We start from the raw sequence: 20,472 nt of genomic DNA, 5'->3' as shown, positions 1-20,472 counted from the left end.
TTTTATTTTTTTATACTAGACAGAAAGTATAGCTTTTACCTATTCCTTCTGGAAGCATAGTGTTAGGAGGCCGCCTGCGCCTATATTTTTGAGTCAGCAAGCTTTCTTCATCGCGATTAAGCGTATCATTCCCCGGAATTCATTCTTTTATCACATGGTTCAATTCTCACTTTGAGACACTAAATACGAGAGGGGAAGCCAATGAAATCTCTGAAACAGTTGTCAATTCGACAATCTTCGGGCCTAGTCTCATTTTGATACATTAGTCTACCTTTGAAACGCGGAATTTAGAAAAAAGTCCGGTTCTCCCCAATTTCGTATTCCTTAATCTTACGATACAAAGATGCTCTGCTAATTCCCAATAATTTCGCAGCATCTTCCTTATGCCCATTGGCTTCGACAAGAGTTAACGCCTTCATAATCGCTTCTCGTTCCAGCACTTTTAGGTTTAAAGAGGAATCTTTAATATCCGCTTGATGTTCGACTTTGATCCTTTTAGGCAGCGTATCCGCCGTGATCATCCCCCCGGCAACCATAGTGACACAGTATTCAATAACGTTACCTAGTTCTCGGACATTTCCCGGCCAAGTGTAGCGGGACAAGATTTCGATAGCTTCTGAAGTGATTCCGCTAACCGAACGATCCGTCACGACAGAATAATAATCTAAATAGAATTGAGTTAGGATCGGAACATCCTCAAGTCGTTCACGTAGCGGTGGAATTGTTAAAGGAATTACATTTAAACGATAGTAGAGGTCTTCACGAAACTCTCCTGTTTTTACCATGTTATCTAAATCTCTGTGAGTAGCGGCAATTACACGTACATCAACAGGAATTGAACGGGTACTACCAATACGCTCAACTCTTCTTTCTTGCAATACTCTTAGGATTTTAACTTGTAAGTGAAGAGGCATGTCCCCAATTTCATCTAAAAAAAGTGTGCCATTATGAGCGAGCTCAAATTTTCCGAGTTTTCCGCCCCGCTTGGCCCCAGTAAAGGACCCTTCTTCATATCCGAACAATTCACTTTCTAGCAAATTCTCAGGAATCGCTCCGCAGTTTATGGCGATAAAGGTATGCCCTTTTCGTTTACTGCTCTGATGAATTGCCCGAGCAAATAATTCTTTACCTGTTCCACTTTCTCCTTGAATCAAAAGAGTGGCCTTACTGGGAGCGACATGCAACGCCAGTGCTTTTATGTCTCTCATCTTCCTAGAATCCCCGATAATCTGAGAGAAATGGGTTTCAATATCATTGACAGTAGCCGCCTTAACCAACTTCTTGATTTGCTGGATATCCCTCAGAGTAATAACTGCGCCTTCAATCGTTCCATCCTTTTTGATGGGTACAACGTCACAGTAAAGCTGTGTGGCTACCCTCTTCCCTTGGATGTTTCCGGAGAATGACTCGCCGCGTTCTACAGCAAGCCAAAGTTTTTTGTTATCCAACAAGTGATATAAAGCCTGTTCTTGTTGCGAATCAATGTCCAACATTTTGCCTGCCAAGGTATTATAATGGGTCACCTGTTGCTGATCATCGACCAGCAAGATGCCGTCATGCAGCAGATTTAGAACTGTAACTAATTGACTAGTCAAGAGCTCTCGATCATGGTTTTGTTTGATTTCTGTTGCCTTTCCAACCAGGAGTTCAGCCATTTTTTCCAGAAAGAGAAGCAGGGATTGCTTGTTATCCATGAGCCGCTTTGTTTGTTCTTCATCAAAGCTAACTAAACCAATAACCCCAATGATTTGATCCTCAATGCGTATGGGGATGGCAACCTCTGCAAACTCCATACAATTACCCTTACAGGGACAAGGCTGACAAAGTTTGTTGAAGCCAGGATTGTCTATGATTACCGGTGCTCCCGTTTTCATCACATGCCGATAAACAAAACCATCTTCCATAGGGCAATCGCATTGGCTTTTATACTTTCCCGTACCAGCAATTCGGATTAAATCAATATCTGCAATTTCTACTTCGATTTTTAGTGCTGCTGCAATTGCGTCTGCAGTTTGTTGGACAGTACTCTTGATCTTTCGCAGGTAATACAACATGCTTTACACCCCATATTATTTGCTTTTGCTTACATTATATACAACTATGTCCTTATTTCGGTTTACTTCCTACTTATAACTATTCTAAGTATACACCATTAACTTGACTATTAAAAAGGGAAAGGAAGCACTATATCTTTAAGAAATATCTTTAAGAAAAGCGCTTCCTTATCTACAAAAGAAATCTAATGCTTAAAAATTGATTAACGTCCTGCGGATGGCAATTCCCCATCCCATACGATGCTGCGATATTTATAGGGGTCGGTATTACCTTCTGTATTAAAGACTAAAATATGAGAGTTTTCATCCAGCTGGAGCGCTTCTCGTGCTTCCTTGAAGCTATTATCCATCATAAGCACACTGATCAATCCGGTAGTCACAGCTCCAGATTCACCAGAAATTACTTTTGGATCACCAAGCAATGGATTTGCTAACACCCGCATTCCTTTTGCTGCAACCCAGTCAGGGGAAGAAACAAACATATCGCTGTAATCCCGTAGGATATTCCACCCGATGGGGTTAGGTTCACCACATGCAAGTCCCGCCATAACCGTAGCCATTTCACCGCCGACCACCCGTGGTTTACCGTCGGCTGCAAGCGCAGATTTATATAAACAATCCGCCTGATCTGCTTCAACAATTACGGTTTTTGGACGATCCTCCTTAAACAGGGAGGCAAAATAACCTTGAACAGATCCGGCCAAAGCACCGACTCCAGCTTGAACAAAAATATGGGTCGGCTTCTCTATACCAAGGGTATTCAATTGTTCTAAGGACTCAGCTGACATGGTCCCATAACCTTGCATAATCCAGGTTGGAATCTCCTCATACCCTTCCCAAGCAGTATCTTGAACTACAACCCAACCATGCTTTTGAGCCTCTTCAGCAGTCATACGCACAGCGTCATCGTAATTCATATCTGTGATTTCAGCAAATGCGCCTTCAGATCTAATTCTTTCGAGTCGGTATTGAGAAGACCCTTTAGGCATATAGACCACTGATTTTTGGCGTAATTGTCGAGCTGTCCAAGCAATTCCTCGGCCATGATTTCCATCAGTCGTGGTAGCAAACGTAATATCTCCTAATAACTCTTTAACTTCTGGAGATGTGAGTACTTCAAATGGCAGTTGGCTAATGTCTTTGTTGAGCCGCTGAGCTAGGTATCTCCCAATAGCATATGAACCACCAAGGGCCTTAAAGGCATTTAAGCCAAACCGATAAGACTCATCTTTAACATATATCCCACCAACTCCTAGATTGTTAGCAAGTTTGCTAAGCTGACGCAGCGGTGTCGGTTGATAATCAGGAAATGTCCTGTGAAAATTAATTGCCTTATCAATAGCCATCCTATCAAAAAGTTCCGTTGAAACACCAGTTCCAAATTCCTTTGCCATACTATTTTTCGTCCATTGGATTCTATCATTCATGATTTATACCTCTCCCTTTTTTTATTATTGTGTAATAAAACTAGTTTTTTAATACAGTATCAAAAAACAATTTCTTGTTTTTGCTTATTGACCCTTCTATCTCCCCCTAAAACGAATTCATGACCATGACAACACTAATTATTCATGCAATTTTCATGCCAACTTTTGCGTCAGGGGGACGGTCCTTTTTGACACACTCTATTGCTAATTTAAATTTTCCCCTTCCTGACCCTCTTGAACAATTTCCCTATTTATACTTAAATCCCCATAAGTCTATTTGATTATAGTTCGCACACTTCATATATCTTATTTGAACTAGCCTTTTTCAGAGTTTAGACTACAACGACACAATTATTACTTTTTGCAATAAGCTTGCAATCCCTAGCAATAAATGGTTATCATAGAAGAAAGTGTTCATTAAGGAAGTGATTTTGATTGGATTTAGAGGAATGGGTAAAAATTGCGACTCTATATGGTTCTGAAAAACAAGCCATAAAAACTGCAAATATAGTCTCTACAACTGAAGCAAGGTTATTAAATCAACAAAGTGGCCCTCAGTATGAAGTAGAAACACGGATAGCCCAAATCGAAGATAAATGGCAAGTGTCTTGGCGTAAAATTTTTATTGGCAACAAAACAGGTTGTAGCGGAGGCTGTCAATCGTGCAGCAGTGCACCATCACCCGATCCTGGTAAGAAAAAAGGTAAGATTATACCATTCAGGAGACCTTCCATTTAGAAAAAGCAGCTCACTAGATTCCTTAGTATCTGGTGAGCTGCTTTTCAACAATCAACTTACGACTTTTTAATATCGGCTACCGACCCTCTCTACAATCCCCCGATTTATACCTAATAAGTCTCCAATACTCCTAATTAATAACTCGTCATCATTATCTTCGATAAAAAATCCTTGACTACTGTTGGGGACAAAAAGGACGTCCCCCTGTCATGCTTTCTTCAAGCCTCGCTCCTTTTGAACGATTTCGCTCGCGACTTGATGTGCCTTTTTTCGAATCTCCTCGGTATCCTGAGTAAGGAGTTGTCCCTTCTGAACGACTACCCTTCCGTTGACAATAGTGGTATCGACAAAACTATGATTTCCGCAGCAAACGATTGAAACTAAGGGATCGTGAGATCCTGCATAGGCGACATCTTGCAGGTCAATTAAAATAACATCTGCGGCTTTGCCTGCTTCCAAACGTCCAGTATCAGGACGACCAAGGACATCCGCGCCACCGCGCGTGGCACATTTTAAAGTCTGGTAAGCTGAAAGACCTTCATCTTTGTAACGCAGATGGTTCAGCAAGTAAGCTCTGCGGACCTCTTCCCACATATTCGAACCATCATTACTCGCACTTCCGTCAACCGCAATTCCTAGTTTAGCACCCGCTTTAACCAAATCGGATGTCGGGCAAATCCCACTTCCAAGTTTCATGTTAGAGCTTGGACAGTGCGCGACTCCAGATCCACTCTCAGCCAGTAGAGCAATTTCTCGTTCACTAAGATGAATGGCATGAGCAAACCAGACGTCCGGTCCTATCCAGCCCACATCTTCCATTAATTCAACAGGGCGACGTCCGTACCGTTCTAAACAAAACGTTTCTTCGTCAAGAGTCTCTGCCAAATGCGTATGCAGCATAACCCCTTTTTCTCTGGCCAAGATTTGCGACTGTCGCATTAAATCAAGGCTTACTGAGAATGGGGAACAGGGAGCGAGCGCTAGGCGAGTCATAGCAAAAGGAGCAGGATCGTGATACGCCTCAATCAGTCGCTGAGAATCTTTAAGAATGGTCTCTGCGTCTTGAACCACCTCATCAGGGGGTAACCCTCCCTCACTTTTGCCTAGGGACATAGAACCACGTGTGGCATGAAAGCGAATACCAATCTCCCGGGCCGCTGTAATTTGTGTGTCAATAAAATTACTAGCTTGCCCTCTCGGGAATACATAGTGATGATCGGTTGTTAACGTACACCCAGTACGCAGAAGCTCACTAAAACCAACCATGGCCCCATAATAGACTGCGTCCGGGATGATATGGCGCCAAAATTCATAAAGGTTAACAAGCCAATAAAACAGCGGCATTCCCTGTACCTCTGGCAGCCCACGAAAAAGAGTCTGATAGAGATGATGATGTGTATTTACCAAACCCGGGAGCACTACCATTCCTTTAGCATCGATAATTTGAGTCTTATCACTTGAGGTTGGATTCAAATTTTGTCCTACTGCAATAATTTTATTACCTTCGATTAGCAGATCAGAATTCTCTAGTATTTTGTCATGATCATCGAAGGTTAGAATATAGGAGGCATTTTTTATCAAAATCGACATAGAAGTACCCCTTTCTTTAAAAAGAGGCAGTGGTTCCTGCGCAAGAACCGCTGCCTCTAACTTCATAATTCATTATTGAATGATCAAAATAATTGTCACTGTTATAATAAGTGTGTCAAAAAGGACCGTCCCCCTGTCACGTTTTATACTGTGACGCCGGTTCTTGCATTAAACTCGTCAATTAAGCGATCTAGTTCTGGACCCATTTGATGGAGCTTACCCCAGTATTCGTCATAATCGTACCATTGTGCATTCAGATCATTGACATCATACTCTTGTTGCTCAATCCAAGTATAGTACTTAAGGTTATGGATACGCTTTCTGGTTAGGTAAGTTAACTCTTCCATGGTGTCTGTTCTAATGCCTAAAACATTTTTGTGATGATCAACGGCAGCATTAAGAGCGCTATATTTGTTTCCTCTTTCCTCTTCCATCTCACGCAATCTTGATTGATACATTTCAGCAGAGTCAGTAAGGACTGTCATAACAATATCATTTTCGGTTAGCTCATAATACTTAGCAAATTTAATACAGGATAGAATATTTGCTGCACCGGAGATTCCAACCCATGAAAGCTTCGAAATAACCTCTTCAGAAACTCCTTGTTCTCTTAAATATTCCTGTCCAGCTGGCTCATTAAAGAGACGGAACATTCCCAAGCTGTCATTGTCATCAATGGCAATCACCATATCCGTATTCTTGACATTGTGAACCCAAGGGATATGTTTGTCTCCGATCCCTTCAATTCTATGTTCACCAAAACCATTATTAAGCAGGGTTGGGCATTGTAATGCCTCCCCAACAGCAATTTTGGCATTTGGATATTGATCTTTTAAGAAATCTCCGCTACCAAGGGTTCCAGCAGAACCTGAGGTTAAGCAAACCCCAGCGAACTTGCCCTTCGAGCCAATTTCCGCTTTGATAATATCATGCATAGCGTTACCAGTAACTTCATAATGCCATAAATGATTGCCAAGCTCACCAAACTGATTAAAGATTACAACATTATCACGAGTTCTTCGGAGTTCCCAGGTTTTATCGTAGATTTCCTTAACATTACTTTCGCTGCCAGGGGTTGCAATAACCTCTCCTGCAACGGTTTTCAGCCACTCAAAACGCTCTTTACTCATATTCTCTGGCAAAATAGCAATCGACTTACATCCTAGTAGAGCGGAATTATAAGCTCCACCACGACAGTAGTTACCCGTTGAGGGCCAAACAGCTTCATGAAATTTAGGATCAAATTGTCCACTCACTAAACGAGGGACTAAACAAGCAAAACTTGCACCAACCTTATGAGCTCCCGTTGGGAAATACTTTCCTGACATTGCAAAAATCCTAGCTTTTACACCAGAAATCTCGGGAGGGATTTCAACATAGTTTGGCAACGGATTGAATAAACCGCCTTCCTTAACCGGCTGGTTTTTCCAGGATATTCTAAATAAATTAATAGGATCGACGTCCCATAAACCAGTCTTTTTTAACTTTTCTTTGACAGAAGCAGGTATTTTATTAGGGTCTTTCATCTGGGCAAGAGTAGGGATAACAATGTCTTTTTCTTTAACACTCTGAACTGTCTTTTTAAGTTGCTCTTCATTAATTGTTAAATCGATGAGACTTTTCATTAATAAACCTCCCTATATTTCGAGGCTCGGAGCTCGATTTCGAAGTCCGAATTCAAAACTTCTTTTTCGCTCCTCATCCTCTTGCTTTACGCAACAAAACTCACATTCAATGCCTTGTCTAACGGGTCAACTCTACTTATCCTGCCTCGTGACCACGCATCTTGCCTCGCACATCGATCAGATCTTACCTTCCAGCTTCACCAGAAGTTCGTTTAACGAAGGTTCTACTTTAATGGGTTCACCTACTGCTTTAATCGCGTTTGCAACATCTTTCAGACCATTACCGGTGACAATCGAAACCACTTTTTCATCGGCCCCGATTACCCCTTTTTCCAACAAAACCTTAAGTCCGGCAGTCCCCGTCACACCCGCTGGTTCCCCGAAAATGCCGCTGGTTCTGCCCAGTTCGCGCATGGCCTCTAAAATAGCTTCATCAGACACAGCAACCATAGTGCCGCCCGACTGGCGAACTGCATTTAAAGCCTTATCAGGATTACGCGGCACACCAACAGCGATACTATCGGCAATTGTATTCTCTTCCTTAGGAACCCAAGGACGATCTTCTAAGAAGGCATCAACGAGTGGACAACATCCTGTAGACTGAACTCCTGCGATTTTAGGCAGGCGATCGATCCACCCGGCATTGTAAAGGTCCTTAAATCCTTTCCAGACCCCTGCTATGGTGCACCCATCTCCTACGGAAAGCACAACCCAATCAGGGACTTCCCAATTTAATTGCTCAGCGATCTCCAAGGCGACTGTCTTCTTACCTTCAACTAGGTACGGATTAATCGCGGCGTTTCTATTATACCATCCAAAGCGATCGATCGCCTCTGCAGAAAGTCTAAAGGTATCTTCATAAGACCCCTGAACACTAATTACTGTGGCACCGAAGATCAGTAACTGAGCGATCTTCCCTTGCGGAGCACGGCTCGGGACAAAAATAACGGACTTAATACCCATAGCGGCGGCGCTGCCTGCCAAAGATGAAGCTGCATTACCTGTAGAAGAAGCAGCAACCGTCGGAGCTTTTTCCTCTACTGCTTTAATAACAGCAATAATCGAAGCTCGGTCTTTCAGGGAGGCCGTCGGATTCTGTCCATCATCCTTAACATACAGGTTACTCATTCCCAGACTCTTCCCTAAACCCTCTGGTTTATAAAGAGGGCTCCAGCCTACCCTTAGATGGGGCCGAGCAGAATCTGGGTAAATCGGCAGAAAAGGCATGTAACGAAAAATCGAATAGTCTTTGGACTGGCTTAATTGCTCACGTGATGTCAGTTGATTGATGACTTTGTAATCGTATTCGACATCCATGATGCCGCCCTTTTTCCCGCAAGTAGGACAAGTATAGGTTCCAGGCACGGCAGGGACTTGCTTTCCACAATCAACACAGCGGAGGCCTAACACGTTCTTCATTAAATTTCACCTCAAATTCTATTCCAAAGTGCTTGCGCCAACTCCCGTGATCGAGCACCAATGGCTTCTTCATCAATGTCAACGAGTTTCCTATCAAGCATACGTACTCGGCCATTAATAACTGTTGTCTCTACAGAACGTCCCGAGACTCCAAACAGAAGATGTCCGCTCCAGTTATCAGGACCTAGAGGAGTAGGAGGCACATAATCAACCACAATCACATCTCCCCAAGCACCCTCTGTCAATTCGCCAAATTTACCGCCGAACAAATCCGAGGCAATCTCAGGGTTATTACCATAAAGCATTTGAGGCACTTCGCCCCAAGCAACACTAGGATTAGCTGTGGCATGTTTATGAAGTACGTTTGCAACTTTACCACTTTCAAACATATCGCAAGTATAACCATCTGTTCCAAGGCCAACTTTTACCTCTTCACTAAGCATTTTTAGTACAGGGGTAACTCCCACGGCATTGCCCATATTTGATTCTGGATTATGGACAACTTGAGTCTGCGTAGTTTTTAAAAGCTCAATCTCATGATCATCGATATGTACACAGTGTACTGCGATGGTTTTCGGTCCTAAGATTCCAAACTTCTCCAATCGTTCTACTACACGTATTCCATATTTCGACAGACTGTCTTCTAAATCTTCTTTACCTTCGGCAACATGAACGTGAAATCCTGCTCCTAAGCGTTTGGCTTCCTCACTGCACTTAGTTAATGTTTGATCGGATAAGGTCAGTGATGCATGGAGCCCAAACATTCCTGCAACCATGGGGTCCGGTTGAGCCTGACATGCGGCAATAAAGTCAACATTCTCTTTAATTCCCTCTTGAGCAATGGCATCACCATCTCGATCAGAGACCTCGTAACAAAAAGCAGCACGAACGCCCATTTCTCTAGCCGCTTTAGCCAAAGTAGCTAAACTTCCGGTAATCGCCATCGGACTGGCATGATGATCTATAATCGTTGTCGTTCCAGTCTTGATGCATTCAATCAAGGGAGTCAGCCCACTGTAATAAACGTCATCAAGGGTTAATAATTTATCAAGTTTCCACCAAAGTCCCTCTAAAATATCTCCAAAGTTTTTAGGAGGCTTACTTTTGGCATCCATACCTCGCGCAAAGGTGCTGTAAAGATGCATATGGGTATTAATCATACCCGGCATAATAAGTTTTCCACGTGCATCGATAAACTCAGCCTCAGGAAATCGTTGTTTCAAATCTTGGGTTGTACCAACTTCAAGAATCTTGCTGTCTTGGATCAGAACTCCACCATTGGGAATGACTTGATTACTTTTACCAAGGGTTAGGACCATACCATTAGCGATTAAAAGCATAATTATCATCCTCTCTATTTTTACTTCACTGCTAATGACTAACTATTTGAATATCCGACCATAGCTTTTTCCCACATTAGACATGCACTTTAGCTCTGCTTGGTCGGATTAAAGTTATCGCTTTTAGAAAACACATAGCTCGACAAATACCACACCCGATGCACTTGTCTGCTTCAACTTGAGGAAATCCATCTGTCCAGATGATAGCCTGGTGTCCACCTGCACGACAAGCACTTAAGCAAACTCCACAGCCATTACATAATTCTTTATGAATTGTTGAAACAACTTGAATACCTCTTGGAAGTCGGGAATGTTCAACCAGATACGGAAGTGATTTACCAATTACTTCTGTTAAATTCTGAAAACCCTTTTCCCTCATCCAGCCTTCTAACCCCTGCTTAAATTCATCAATGATTCCTAAACCAAAACGCAAAACAGCAGTACATATTTGCAAGGTGTTAGCCCCAAGAAGAAGAAATTCAGCACCATCTTTCCAAGTCGTGATTCCACCACTAGCTGCGATATCAAGATCGACTTTCTGGGCAATTTCAGCAGTACAACGCAAAGCAATTGGTTTCAGAGCGGGTCCAGAAAGTCCTCCATAGGTTGAAAGTCCAGCGATATTTGGATAAGGAATCAAGGTATCTAAATTTACGCCGGTAATACTTTTTATGGTATTGATAGCACTTACTCCGTCTGCACCGCTTCGCTCAACCGCAACAGCCGTAGCTATTATGTCGGAATCCAGTGCCGATAGTTTTATGATAACGGGAACATCTCCTGCTGCTTCCTTAACCCAGCTGGCGATTTGCTCCGTCCCTACAGGTTCCTCTACTTTGGTGCACAGGGTCCATTCGGTTCCGTGGGGATGCCATATACTACATTCAATAATGTCTGCACCTGCAGCAATAAAACGTTTAGTTAAGGATTGCCAGTCCTCCTTGGCGAAAGCCATGATACTGGGAATAACAACTTTCGTCGGAAATCGTTCTTTGAGAATTCGCACATTTCTTTCGATAGTTTCGACGGAATGTTCGGATACAAGATCAATATTTTGAAGGCCAATAAAGGCAGCATCCTGCTCCACACGAGTAACCATTGGGAAAACCCGACTAACAACTCTAGAATCAACTGCTACAGTCTTTAAGACCGCCCCTGCCCAACCTGCTTCAAAGGCCTGAATCAATAGATCCAAATTATCCGTACTAGGTGAAGGGGCTAAGATAAAGGGGTTCTCATGTTTTATTCCGCAAAAATCAACGGATAAATCAACTGTCATTTTTCTAATCCCCTTCAATGTGTCCAAATTTATCTAGACTGAACCAAGTACGGGAAAGGGGGAGAGAGGAATCTCTCTCCCACCCAAGCCTATTACTCGCGAATTCCGGCATTCGCTTTAAGTTCATCTAGGTCTCCTGCTCCTTTGCTCCCATTAAAGAAAGCATTGAGGACGATAGCTGCGATCGAACCTAAGGTAATACCACTATGCATAATGGTCTGGCTCCACGCAGGGAAGTTCTGGAAGAAATTTGGAACCGTGACTGGGATTACACCAATTCCGATACTAATTGCAACGATGAAAATGTTTCTATGGTTGTGTTCGAAGTCAACTTTAGCGAGAGTCTTAATCCCACTTGCAGCTACGATCCCGAACATGGCGATTCCTGCTCCGCCAAGGACTGCGGTAGGCAAGGAGGCAATGATTGTAGCCATCTTAGGGAATAAACCCAAAACTACCAAGATCAAACCTGACATCGCGACAACGAAGCGACTCTTTACCCCTGTTAAGCCAACCAAACCAACGTTTTGAGCGAATGCAGTGTAAGGGAAGGCATTAAAGACACCGCCGAGTGCAGTCGCTAAACCGTCCGCTCTTAGACCTGCAGTGAGTTCCTCTTGACCGATCTTTTTGCCGACCATTTCACCTATAGCTAGGAAGTCTCCGGTGGACTCAACCATAACGACCAACATAACCAGAATCATGGCAATGATTGCGCCGATATCGAAGGTGGGATAACCAAAGTAAAATGGTGTTGTGATACCTATCCAATCTGCTTTAGCCACTTCGGAAAAGTCAACAAGCCCGAAGGGTATGGCTACTATAAGACCGACAACCAAACCTAGCAGTACGGCGATATGAGAGACAAATCCAGTGAACATTTTGTTGATCACCAGAATGCTTACGAGAACAACAAAGGCAATGAAAATAAATGTTAAGGAGCCAAAATTAGGGTTCCCCACTCCGCCACCGGCCCATTTTATACCTACCGGTAAGAGAGAAATACCGATAATGGTAATAATCGTCCCGGTAACAATCGGTGGAAAGAAGCGGATTAATCGACTAAAGAACGGTGCAGCTAAAAACGTAAATATACCAGCTACAATAACAGCCCCGAAGATCATGGTCATGCCACCAGTCTGAGCCATAATGACCATCGGCGTTACTGCTGCAAAGGTTACCCCTTGGATAACTGGAATTTTAATTCCGATTTTCCAGATCCCTAAAGTCTGGAGTAAGGTAGCAATACCACAAGTAAATAAGTCTGCGTTAATTAAAAACGCGGTTTGTGCTGGGGTTAAACCAGCTGCTGCAGCAATAATCAAAGGTACTGCAACCGCTCCAGCGTACATAGCGAGGACGTGCTGTAATCCGTACACAAAAAGTTTTCCGGGAGGTAACATTTCATCAACTGGTGCGACTCCATTGTTGGTATTTGCCATTGTTAACTTTCCTCCTTATTTTCAATGCGGTGAGATTTCAACTAAACTACAGTCACCTCCTTATAATCCTTGTCCTTGAGAAAGTCCCGCAACTAATTCAAGGGGTCTGCTTTGCTCGTACCTCTTAAGAATCTTTGAAAACCGTTTTAGCAAGGTTGGTGGGCAAAGCATTGAATTTTGGGTCAAGGGTCCTTGCAAGGCATTTTTTGCGCCTCATACTTTAGTTTTAGTAGCAAATTTCGTGCCAACTCGACAGATTGATCTAAGGTTGCCTAGAAATCGACTCTTTCCTCTTTAACCCTTTTGTCACCTTTATCAAAGTAATAATGTGAATGGTGATTTTCGAGTCATACAACCAAGAAAATGCCGATATGACAGGCTCTCACTCCATTACGGAACCTTATCATTATGATAAGGTTCCGTACCTTAATGATAAAATTTTTCGATGTGAGAATTACCTTATTTAATTACGAAGATAAATCCTACAATTGAAACAAATTTGCCATAAACTTATGTAGTTTTCGATTCTAGAGAGGTCGAATTGTTAAGTTCGACCTCTCTCAATATGTGCATTAGTTTAAAACTTTATACAGATAGTCATGGTCTTTATAAACTGTCCAAATAAAGGCAGCAACCTTATCATCGATGGGCACATCTGTATTGCCTGATTCATCGAACGTCACTTTGGAAACTTCCTCCTCAAGACGAAGCATAAACTCACCATTAGCACCCTCATTGATGAAGTAGAATCCAATACTAGGACTATTCATGAAATCCTTCTCAGTCCAGAACAGAGTTAATTTAACCTTATAAGGCTCACTTGAATACGGACAGAAGGTTCCGCAGTTTCCGCAGACATTGCACATTCCATCAACGTGTAAAATCTGATTTATATTTTCCAATCCTTTTCCATTAACAGGAATCATAAGATTAGCACGGTTTGGGCAAACCTCGGCACAGATATTACAAACTTTGTTGCACTCTAAGCATCGCTCTGACTCTAGTTTGTGATCAGCTACCGGTTGCATAACCCCTTTCTTTTCGGATATATCAAGGAGCTGCCTCTCGTTATTAAAGGAAATCTTATTTACGTATTCTTGCTTGAATTCACGATTCTCTTTTCCTAAAATCGCTCTGGCAGCAATCGTCCCGTGCTTGGCCGCACCAACCACTGTCCAAGGCCCAACGAGGGCATCCCCACCGATATAAACGTTCTCTACATTGGTTTCCAGTGTGTCTTCATTGATATTGATCTTACCTTTGTCATTAACCTCGATACCGTTTTGCTTTAACAAATCATAATCCACCAGTTCCCCGATAGCAGACAAGACTGTATCTACCGCTAACTCCTCATAGGCACCCTCAATAGCCACAGGTTTTCTACGGCCGGAAGCATCCGGTTGACCCAGCTCCATCTTCTGACACTTCAAGACCCCTCCGCTCAGTGAAACAGGAGCCAGAAGTTCTTTAAAGATAACTCCATCTTCCTCAGCATAGATTAACTCTTCGTGATCAGCAGGCATATACTCTTTGGTTCTGCGATAAATAATGTAGACCTTTTCAACACCCTTAACTCTTAAAGCAGCCCGGGAAGAATCCATTGCCGAGTTTCCACCGCCGACAACAGCTACATTTTTGCCAAGGTTTAAAGCATCTTTATCAACCTTATAAGCTTCTAAGAAGGGGATTGCACCCATTACACGATCTTGATCCCCTTCAATGGTAAAGTTATTGGTTTTACCAGCACCGATGGCTACATAGACATATTTAAATCCCTTAGCTTTGTAATCCTCGACAGAGAAATTTGGATCAATGCCAAATTCGAACTTAACACCCATTTTCTCGATAAGTTTAAGGTCCTTCTCAATGGCCTCGTAAGGAATCCTAAAGTCAGGAATCACATATTCCACAGTTCCGCCGGCTTTCTCCCTCTTGTCGAAGACAGTAACCTCCATACCACCTTTGGCGAGGAAATATGCCGCCGCAAGTCCTGACGGACCAGCTCCGATGACAGCAACTTTAGCCGAGGATTCCGGTGTAAGAGCGGGGATTTTCTGCATATAGACATCATACCCATTTTCCGCAGCGACTAATTTCTGTCCGCGGATATGAACGGATTCATCATAATCCAATCGAGTACACTTAGTCATACAGTTATGACTGCAAATCGTTCCTGTAATAAAGGGGAATGGGTTCTTTGAAACAATTACATCAAAAGCTTCCTCATAACGCCCTTCTCCTACTAAGCGCAGATACTCAGGCACATCCTGTTCAATAGGACATCCTACGGTACAAGGGGCTATAAAGCAATCGAAGACAGGCAGCTTAAGTTCTGTTTTACGATTGATCATATCCCTGGTTTCTTTAATATGGTTAGCATCCTCAAAGGAACTTTCGGCTAATGCTTTTAACTTTTCCATATCAAGTTTTTCAGACTCCTGATCCGTCATCATAGGATCTAAGAGCTCTGCTAATTGTTTAAAGCGCAAATAGGCCCCCGGTTTCAGCAAGGTCGTAGCCACTGTAATGGGTTGAATCCCCGTCTCAAAGATCCGGTCGATATTGAAGGCGTCCGCACCGCCGGAAAAAGAGATTTTAAGATCCCCATCAAACTCCGCAGCCAGCTTGTAGGCCAGATTGATGGTTAGAGGATATAAGGACCGACCTGACATATACATTTCTTCCCCAGGCAGTTCAGACTTTGTAATTCGACAAGGTAAGGTATTGGACATTTTGACCCCGAAGTCTTTTTGCTTTTCTTTAGCAAATACTTTAAGGCGTTTTAACATTTCAACCCCATCATTGAATTGAAGGTCATGGGTAAAGGATTCTTCCTTAATTTGAATATACTTGTAACCCATCTTATCGAACGTGTCTCTTACGTATTGATAGCCTAATAGTGTAGGGTTCATCTTGACAAAGGTATGCAATTTCTTTTCACTAATCAAGTATTGTATAATCGCTTCAATCTCCTGGGGAGGGGTTCCGTGCATGGTCGATAAGGTTATGGACGTGCAAATATTAGGTGATATCTGCTTAATATAAGCTTCATCAAGCTTTTTAAACTTATCAACATTATCCAAGAGAGAAGCCAGACACTCTTTAAAAATCGGAGTATTGGAAGCATCTTTAAGTCCTTCAATAAAGGCGTCTACTTTTGGAGATTGGATTCCCTTCAGGTCATATCCAACGCTCATATTAAACATAAATCCACGATCACTTTGGTTAAAAAACTCCTTTTGCAGGATATGGAGTGCAAACCAAGCTTTTACATACTCATCAAAGGCTCCCATAATTGGAAGTTCTGTAGACCATTCCGTGTTATAACACTCATCCTCAGCCAATATACACGGCTTCGGAATCTCTAACTCATCCATTATTTGAACGGATTTTAACTCAAAGAAGCGGCTGCCGCTAAGATAAGACGCAATTATATTTTGTGCTAACTGGGTATGTGGACCAGCTGCCGGACCAACGGGAGTCTCCATAGTCTCCCCGAAAAGCTTAAGGCGTTGGTTGTTTTGCTTATGAAAAAACTTGACCTCAGAAACTCCAAAAATTGTTTGAGTTCGTTTATATTCCTCAAACATCCAGTTGACCAGTTTATCAAAGGGAATCTGGATCATTTTATCATTCATAAATTTTTCAGTCATTATTTATCATTCCTCAATTCTTCCTAGAAATTTATCAACTATACTTCAGAGAAAGATAAGACTTCCTCTGAAGTAAGATTAGTATTATTCCCCTTTATAATGAGGACTGTCTACACATGTACAGACATGTCCTTCTAAGGATTTTTCGGCGGCTTTTAAAATGTTTTGGTATCCTGTACACCTGCACAAATGCCCTGAAAGCTCCCGTTTTAACTCTTCACGAGTGTAGTCTTTTCCACTCTCTTTTAAAGCCGTTGTGGTCAAGATAAGGCCAGGGGTACAGAATCCACACTGTACAGCTCCCTCGTCTACGAAGGCTTTTTGCACATCAGAGAGTTCTCCATTTTTTTCAGCGACACCCTCAATGGTCCGAATATCCTTCCCATCTGCCCAAACTGCTAAATAAATGCAGGTATCCGTAGGAACACCATCAATAAGGACACTGCAGGCACCACATTCTCCTACCCCACACCCTTGCTTAGCACCCGTAAAACCTAGATGACTTCTCAAAACATCTAACAACGATTCACGTACATCCACTTCAAAATTGTAAGCTTTACCATTTACCGTAAAGGCAATTCGTTTAAACAACTTCCGCACCTCCTGCGCTCACAACGGCGGTTTTTAAAGCTCTTTGGGTGAGCTCCTCCACTAGATGTTCCCTATATTCTTTGGAAGCCCGCCATGAGGTTCTAGCCTTTGTAGATTTAACCGCCAGCTTCCCTATCTCTGCAAGGGTTTCTGATGAGATTTCCTTGCCCTTGGCATATTCTTCCGCCTCAAGGCATCTTAAAGGCGTTGGTCCCGCAACCCCAAGTCCAATCCTAACCTCATCAAACGTTACGCTTTCCACTTTGCAAAGGACAGCCACTCCAAGGGTGGCAATATCCATGGCTTCACGCATAGCAAACTTGATATAATGCCCACCGAAACCCTTATAATCTTCTGGTGCAATAAGAATCTCAGTTAATATTTCTCCGGGATTAAGGGCAACTTTGCCGGGTCCTAGATAGAACTCACGGATTGGAACGACACGCTCTCCAGCTTTGCTTTCTAGTTTAAGCTGAGCATTGAGGGCAAACAACGATGAGGCACTGTCTGCAGAGGTAGCACCGTTACAGACGTTTCCGCCAATGGTCGCAATATTTCTAATCTGCGGCCCCCCCATAGAAATAGCCGCTTCCGTTAAAATCGGTGCTGCGTCCTTAAGAATAGGATTGTGAAAAATCATAGAAAAGGTAGCCATTGCACCGATAACGATTGTCCCATTATCCGCTATACTAATCTTTTCTAAGGACTTAATCTTGCGAAGGCTTAAGAGCTCAACATCTTCAAGTTGCCCTCCGTGCATCTTGATGAGCATGTCTGTCCCGCCTGCAATAATCTTTAAATTAGGGTTGTCCGCAAGAAGCGCAGTTGCCTCGCTTACGGTTTCAGCATCATAGTAGCCTTTAATATCGTACATCTTATCACCGCCTTACTAGATTAATCCCTGTTCTTTAAACTTTTCAAAAACCCGCTGTGGATTCATGGGTATCCTATTGAAGGCAACATCCGTAGCATCCAGTACGGCATTACGAATTGCAGGTGCAGGAGAAACAATCGGAGGTTCTCCTAAGGATTTGACACCAAAGGGCCCAGTGGGATCTTCTTTTTCAACAAAGGCTGCGCCAATATCCGGAGTATCCATGATTGTTGGAAGTTTATAATCCAGCAAATTATTATTGAGAGGTTTACCCGTCTTCTCATCAAAGAGTAATTGTTCTGACAGAGCATAACCTATGGCCATGCTGACTCCGCCATGAACTTGCCCCTCAGCTAAAAGAGGATTAATGATCTTACCGGAGTCATGGACATTGTAGATTTCTAAAATCTTAATTTTCCCCGTCTTCATATCGACTTCTACTTCAGCAAACGTTACTCCAAAAGGGATCGCATTAATGCGAGCATTATTTGAAACATCACTTGTTATAGGTTGAGCATTAACCCTGTCATAATAGGATTGCATCGCAACTACTTCCAGCTCAATGACCTTTTCTCCCGAATCTTTGAAGACAACGGATTGCTCCTTAAGGTCTAACAGATGAGCAGGAATATCTGTCATACTGCTTGCGACAGTAAGAACTTTCTTTTTTACCTCTAAAGCCGCTTTTTCCACAGCCATCCCGGATACATAGGTTTGTCTCGAAGCATAGGACCCCGTATCAAAGGGAGTAATATCCGTATCTTGGGTACTTATCACATGTACCATATACATGGGAATTCCCAGGACTTCGGACACCATTTGAGCAAAGACCGTATCGCTTCCTTGGCCAATTTCAGTGGCACCCAGCTGAAGCTGAACCGAACCATCTTGATTCATGACAATTCGAGCACCCGCTAGTTCTAAGGCTACAGGATAGGTTCCTGAAGCATAGCTAAAGCAAGCCATTCCCAACCCTCGACGGATATCTCCAGTTTGTTCCTTGTACAAGGCTTTCTTGGCATCCCACTTAATTAACTCTCTGCCTTTGTCGATGCACTCACGGATACTGCAGCTTCTAATTGTATTTTTACTTAATGGGTCAACATGACCCTCTTTTACTACATTTTTCTTCCTAATCTCAATGGGGTCCAAGTTAAGCTTTTTCGCTATGTCTTCAATATGGGATTCAAAAGCAAAAAAGATTTGGGGTGTTCCATACCCTCGCATTGCCCCAGCCACCGGCAGATTAGTATATACGGTTAGAGGCTCATATTTTAACGCTTTTGTCGGGTAAAGATAACGGAACTTTCCTCCCCCACTGCTGGCGATAGAATGTCCATGAGAGGCGTAAGCCCCAGTGTTGGAAACGGCCGAAATATAAATACCATTAATTTTTCCGTCATTGTTAATTCCTGTTTTGATTTTAAATTTAAATGCATGACGAGTGCGAGTATCGATCATCGCCTCTTCCCGGGATAACTCCAGCCTTACAGGACGACCGCCCACAGCCAAGCTCATTGCTGCATTCAATGGCTCGATGCAGACATCTTGCTTATTACCAAACCCGCCCCCAATATATGGCTTGATAACTCGTACACGCCCCCAGGAAATGCCTAGAGATTGGGCGACAATCCTGCGCACAATATGAGGGATTTGTGTAGAGGTCATGATAACAATCCTGCGATCCGAATCAACATAAGCATGGGATACTTGATTTTCTAAATGACAGTGCTGAACTATGCTTGTTTCATATTCACCTTCAATAACATGATCGGATTCCTTTAAAGCTTCTTCAATATTGCCCATTTCATATCCCTTTGAGGATATGATGTTTCCCTCGCAATCATCATGAATTAAAGGCGCTCCTTCTTTAAGCGCAGCATCCGTACTAGTCAAAGGCTCTAAAACTTCGTATTCAACTTCAATCAGCTTTAACGCCTTTGAGGCGATCAAGTCGTCGGTAGCAACTACAGCAGCAATATTATCTCCTACAAATCTGGCCTTCTGAGTCAAAATATTTCGATCTTCTTTATCCCGGTGGGTTTCTTCGAGGGCATAAGGATGCCCCGCCGTGCTATATTTAAGTTCTGCAACACCTACTTCATCTGTAGCCATTGCCTCAATTATGCCGGGAATAGCAGTCGCAAAACGAATATCCGGTAAATCTTTGTACGTAAGTACAGCCTCAACTCCAGGTAGCGCTTTAGCCTTACTTACATCAATCGATTTAACAATGGCATGCGCATAGGGACTGTGCAGAATCTTCCCAACTAACATATTTCTTTCAGAAAAATCATCTGTATATTTGGCCTTGCCTGTCACCTTGGCTACAGCATCGACTCTTCTAACACTTTTTCCTACAACTGTATAAGCCATTTTGTTTCCTCCCGTCCCTAACAATTTTTTACCCATTAACGGTTCTAGCATATGTAACTGTGCA

The 20,472-nt window shown here is 42.8% G+C and carries 13 protein-coding genes; 1 reads left to right on the top strand and 12 read right to left on the bottom strand.

The window, feature by feature from the left end:
• Window positions 1–287: 287 nt before the first annotated feature.
• Window positions 288–2,054, bottom strand: coding sequence for a sigma 54-interacting transcriptional regulator (locus HGJ98_RS11080; RefSeq protein WP_291351344.1), 1,767 nt, complete (start codon window positions 2,052–2,054; stop codon window positions 288–290).
• Window positions 2,055–2,257: 203 nt separating this feature from the next.
• Window positions 2,258–3,481 carry a diaminopropionate ammonia-lyase gene (dpaL, locus tag HGJ98_RS11075; RefSeq protein WP_291351342.1) on the bottom strand — a complete coding sequence of 408 codons (1,224 nt, stop codon included), beginning with the start codon at window positions 3,479–3,481 and terminating at the stop codon, window positions 2,258–2,260.
• A gap of 435 nt (window positions 3,482–3,916) precedes the next feature.
• Here dpaL and HGJ98_RS11070 point away from each other — a divergent pair, with 435 nt between their 5' ends.
• On the top strand, window positions 3,917–4,219 hold the full coding sequence (locus HGJ98_RS11070; protein ID WP_291351339.1) for a hypothetical protein: 303 nt from the start codon (window positions 3,917–3,919) through the stop codon (window positions 4,217–4,219).
• A gap of 207 nt (window positions 4,220–4,426) precedes the next feature.
• Here the strand turns inward: HGJ98_RS11070 and HGJ98_RS11065 are convergent, their stop codons facing one another.
• The 10 genes from HGJ98_RS11065 to xdhA all read right to left on the bottom strand — a co-directional run bounded on the left by HGJ98_RS11065 (window position 4,427) and on the right by xdhA (window position 20,408).
• On the bottom strand, window positions 4,427–5,809 hold the full coding sequence (locus HGJ98_RS11065; protein WP_291351337.1) for an 8-oxoguanine deaminase: 1,383 nt from the start codon (window positions 5,807–5,809) through the stop codon (window positions 4,427–4,429).
• Between the two features lie 143 nt (window positions 5,810–5,952).
• Window positions 5,953–7,434, bottom strand: a complete 1,482-nt coding sequence (locus HGJ98_RS11060; RefSeq protein WP_291351335.1) for a pyridoxal-phosphate dependent enzyme — start codon at window positions 7,432–7,434, stop codon at window positions 5,953–5,955.
• Window positions 7,435–7,611: 177 nt separating this feature from the next.
• Complete coding sequence (gene thrC, locus HGJ98_RS11055; protein ID WP_291351333.1) at window positions 7,612–8,853, bottom strand: threonine synthase; 1,242 nt, start codon at window positions 8,851–8,853, stop codon at window positions 7,612–7,614.
• An 11-nt stretch (window positions 8,854–8,864) separates the two neighbouring features.
• Window positions 8,865–10,193, bottom strand: a complete 1,329-nt coding sequence (gene ssnA, locus HGJ98_RS11050) for a putative aminohydrolase SsnA (protein WP_291351331.1) — start codon at window positions 10,191–10,193, stop codon at window positions 8,865–8,867.
• 76 nt (window positions 10,194–10,269) lie between these two features.
• The gene (gene preA, locus HGJ98_RS11045) at window positions 10,270–11,472 is read right to left on the bottom strand and encodes an NAD-dependent dihydropyrimidine dehydrogenase subunit PreA (protein ID WP_291351329.1); all 1,203 of its coding nucleotides are present in this window, start codon (window positions 11,470–11,472) and stop codon (window positions 10,270–10,272) included.
• Between the two features lie 92 nt (window positions 11,473–11,564).
• Complete coding sequence (locus HGJ98_RS11040; protein ID WP_291351327.1) at window positions 11,565–12,914, bottom strand: nucleobase:cation symporter-2 family protein; 1,350 nt, start codon at window positions 12,912–12,914, stop codon at window positions 11,565–11,567.
• A gap of 572 nt (window positions 12,915–13,486) precedes the next feature.
• Complete coding sequence (ygfK, locus tag HGJ98_RS11035; RefSeq protein WP_291351325.1) at window positions 13,487–16,567, bottom strand: putative selenate reductase subunit YgfK; 3,081 nt, start codon at window positions 16,565–16,567, stop codon at window positions 13,487–13,489.
• Window positions 16,568–16,651: 84 nt separating this feature from the next.
• Entirely contained in the window at window positions 16,652–17,158 is a 507-nt protein-coding gene (xdhC, locus tag HGJ98_RS11030; protein WP_291351323.1) for a xanthine dehydrogenase subunit XdhC, read from the bottom strand.
• On the bottom strand, window positions 17,151–18,032 hold the full coding sequence (xdhB, locus tag HGJ98_RS11025) for a xanthine dehydrogenase FAD-binding subunit XdhB (RefSeq protein ID WP_291351321.1): 882 nt from the start codon (window positions 18,030–18,032) through the stop codon (window positions 17,151–17,153). The genes xdhC and xdhB overlap by 8 nt, the downstream gene beginning before the upstream one ends.
• Before the next feature lie 15 nt (window positions 18,033–18,047).
• Window positions 18,048–20,408, bottom strand: a complete 2,361-nt coding sequence (xdhA, locus tag HGJ98_RS11020) for a xanthine dehydrogenase molybdenum-binding subunit XdhA (protein ID WP_291351318.1) — start codon at window positions 20,406–20,408, stop codon at window positions 18,048–18,050.
• Window positions 20,409–20,472 lie beyond the last annotated feature (64 nt).

It is taken from the genome of Desulfosporosinus sp., assembly GCF_014237355.1.
In the GTDB taxonomy this organism is placed as follows: domain Bacteria; phylum Bacillota; class Desulfitobacteriia; order Desulfitobacteriales; family Desulfitobacteriaceae; genus Desulfosporosinus.
This window is presented reverse-complemented; position numbering and strand designations above follow the sequence as displayed.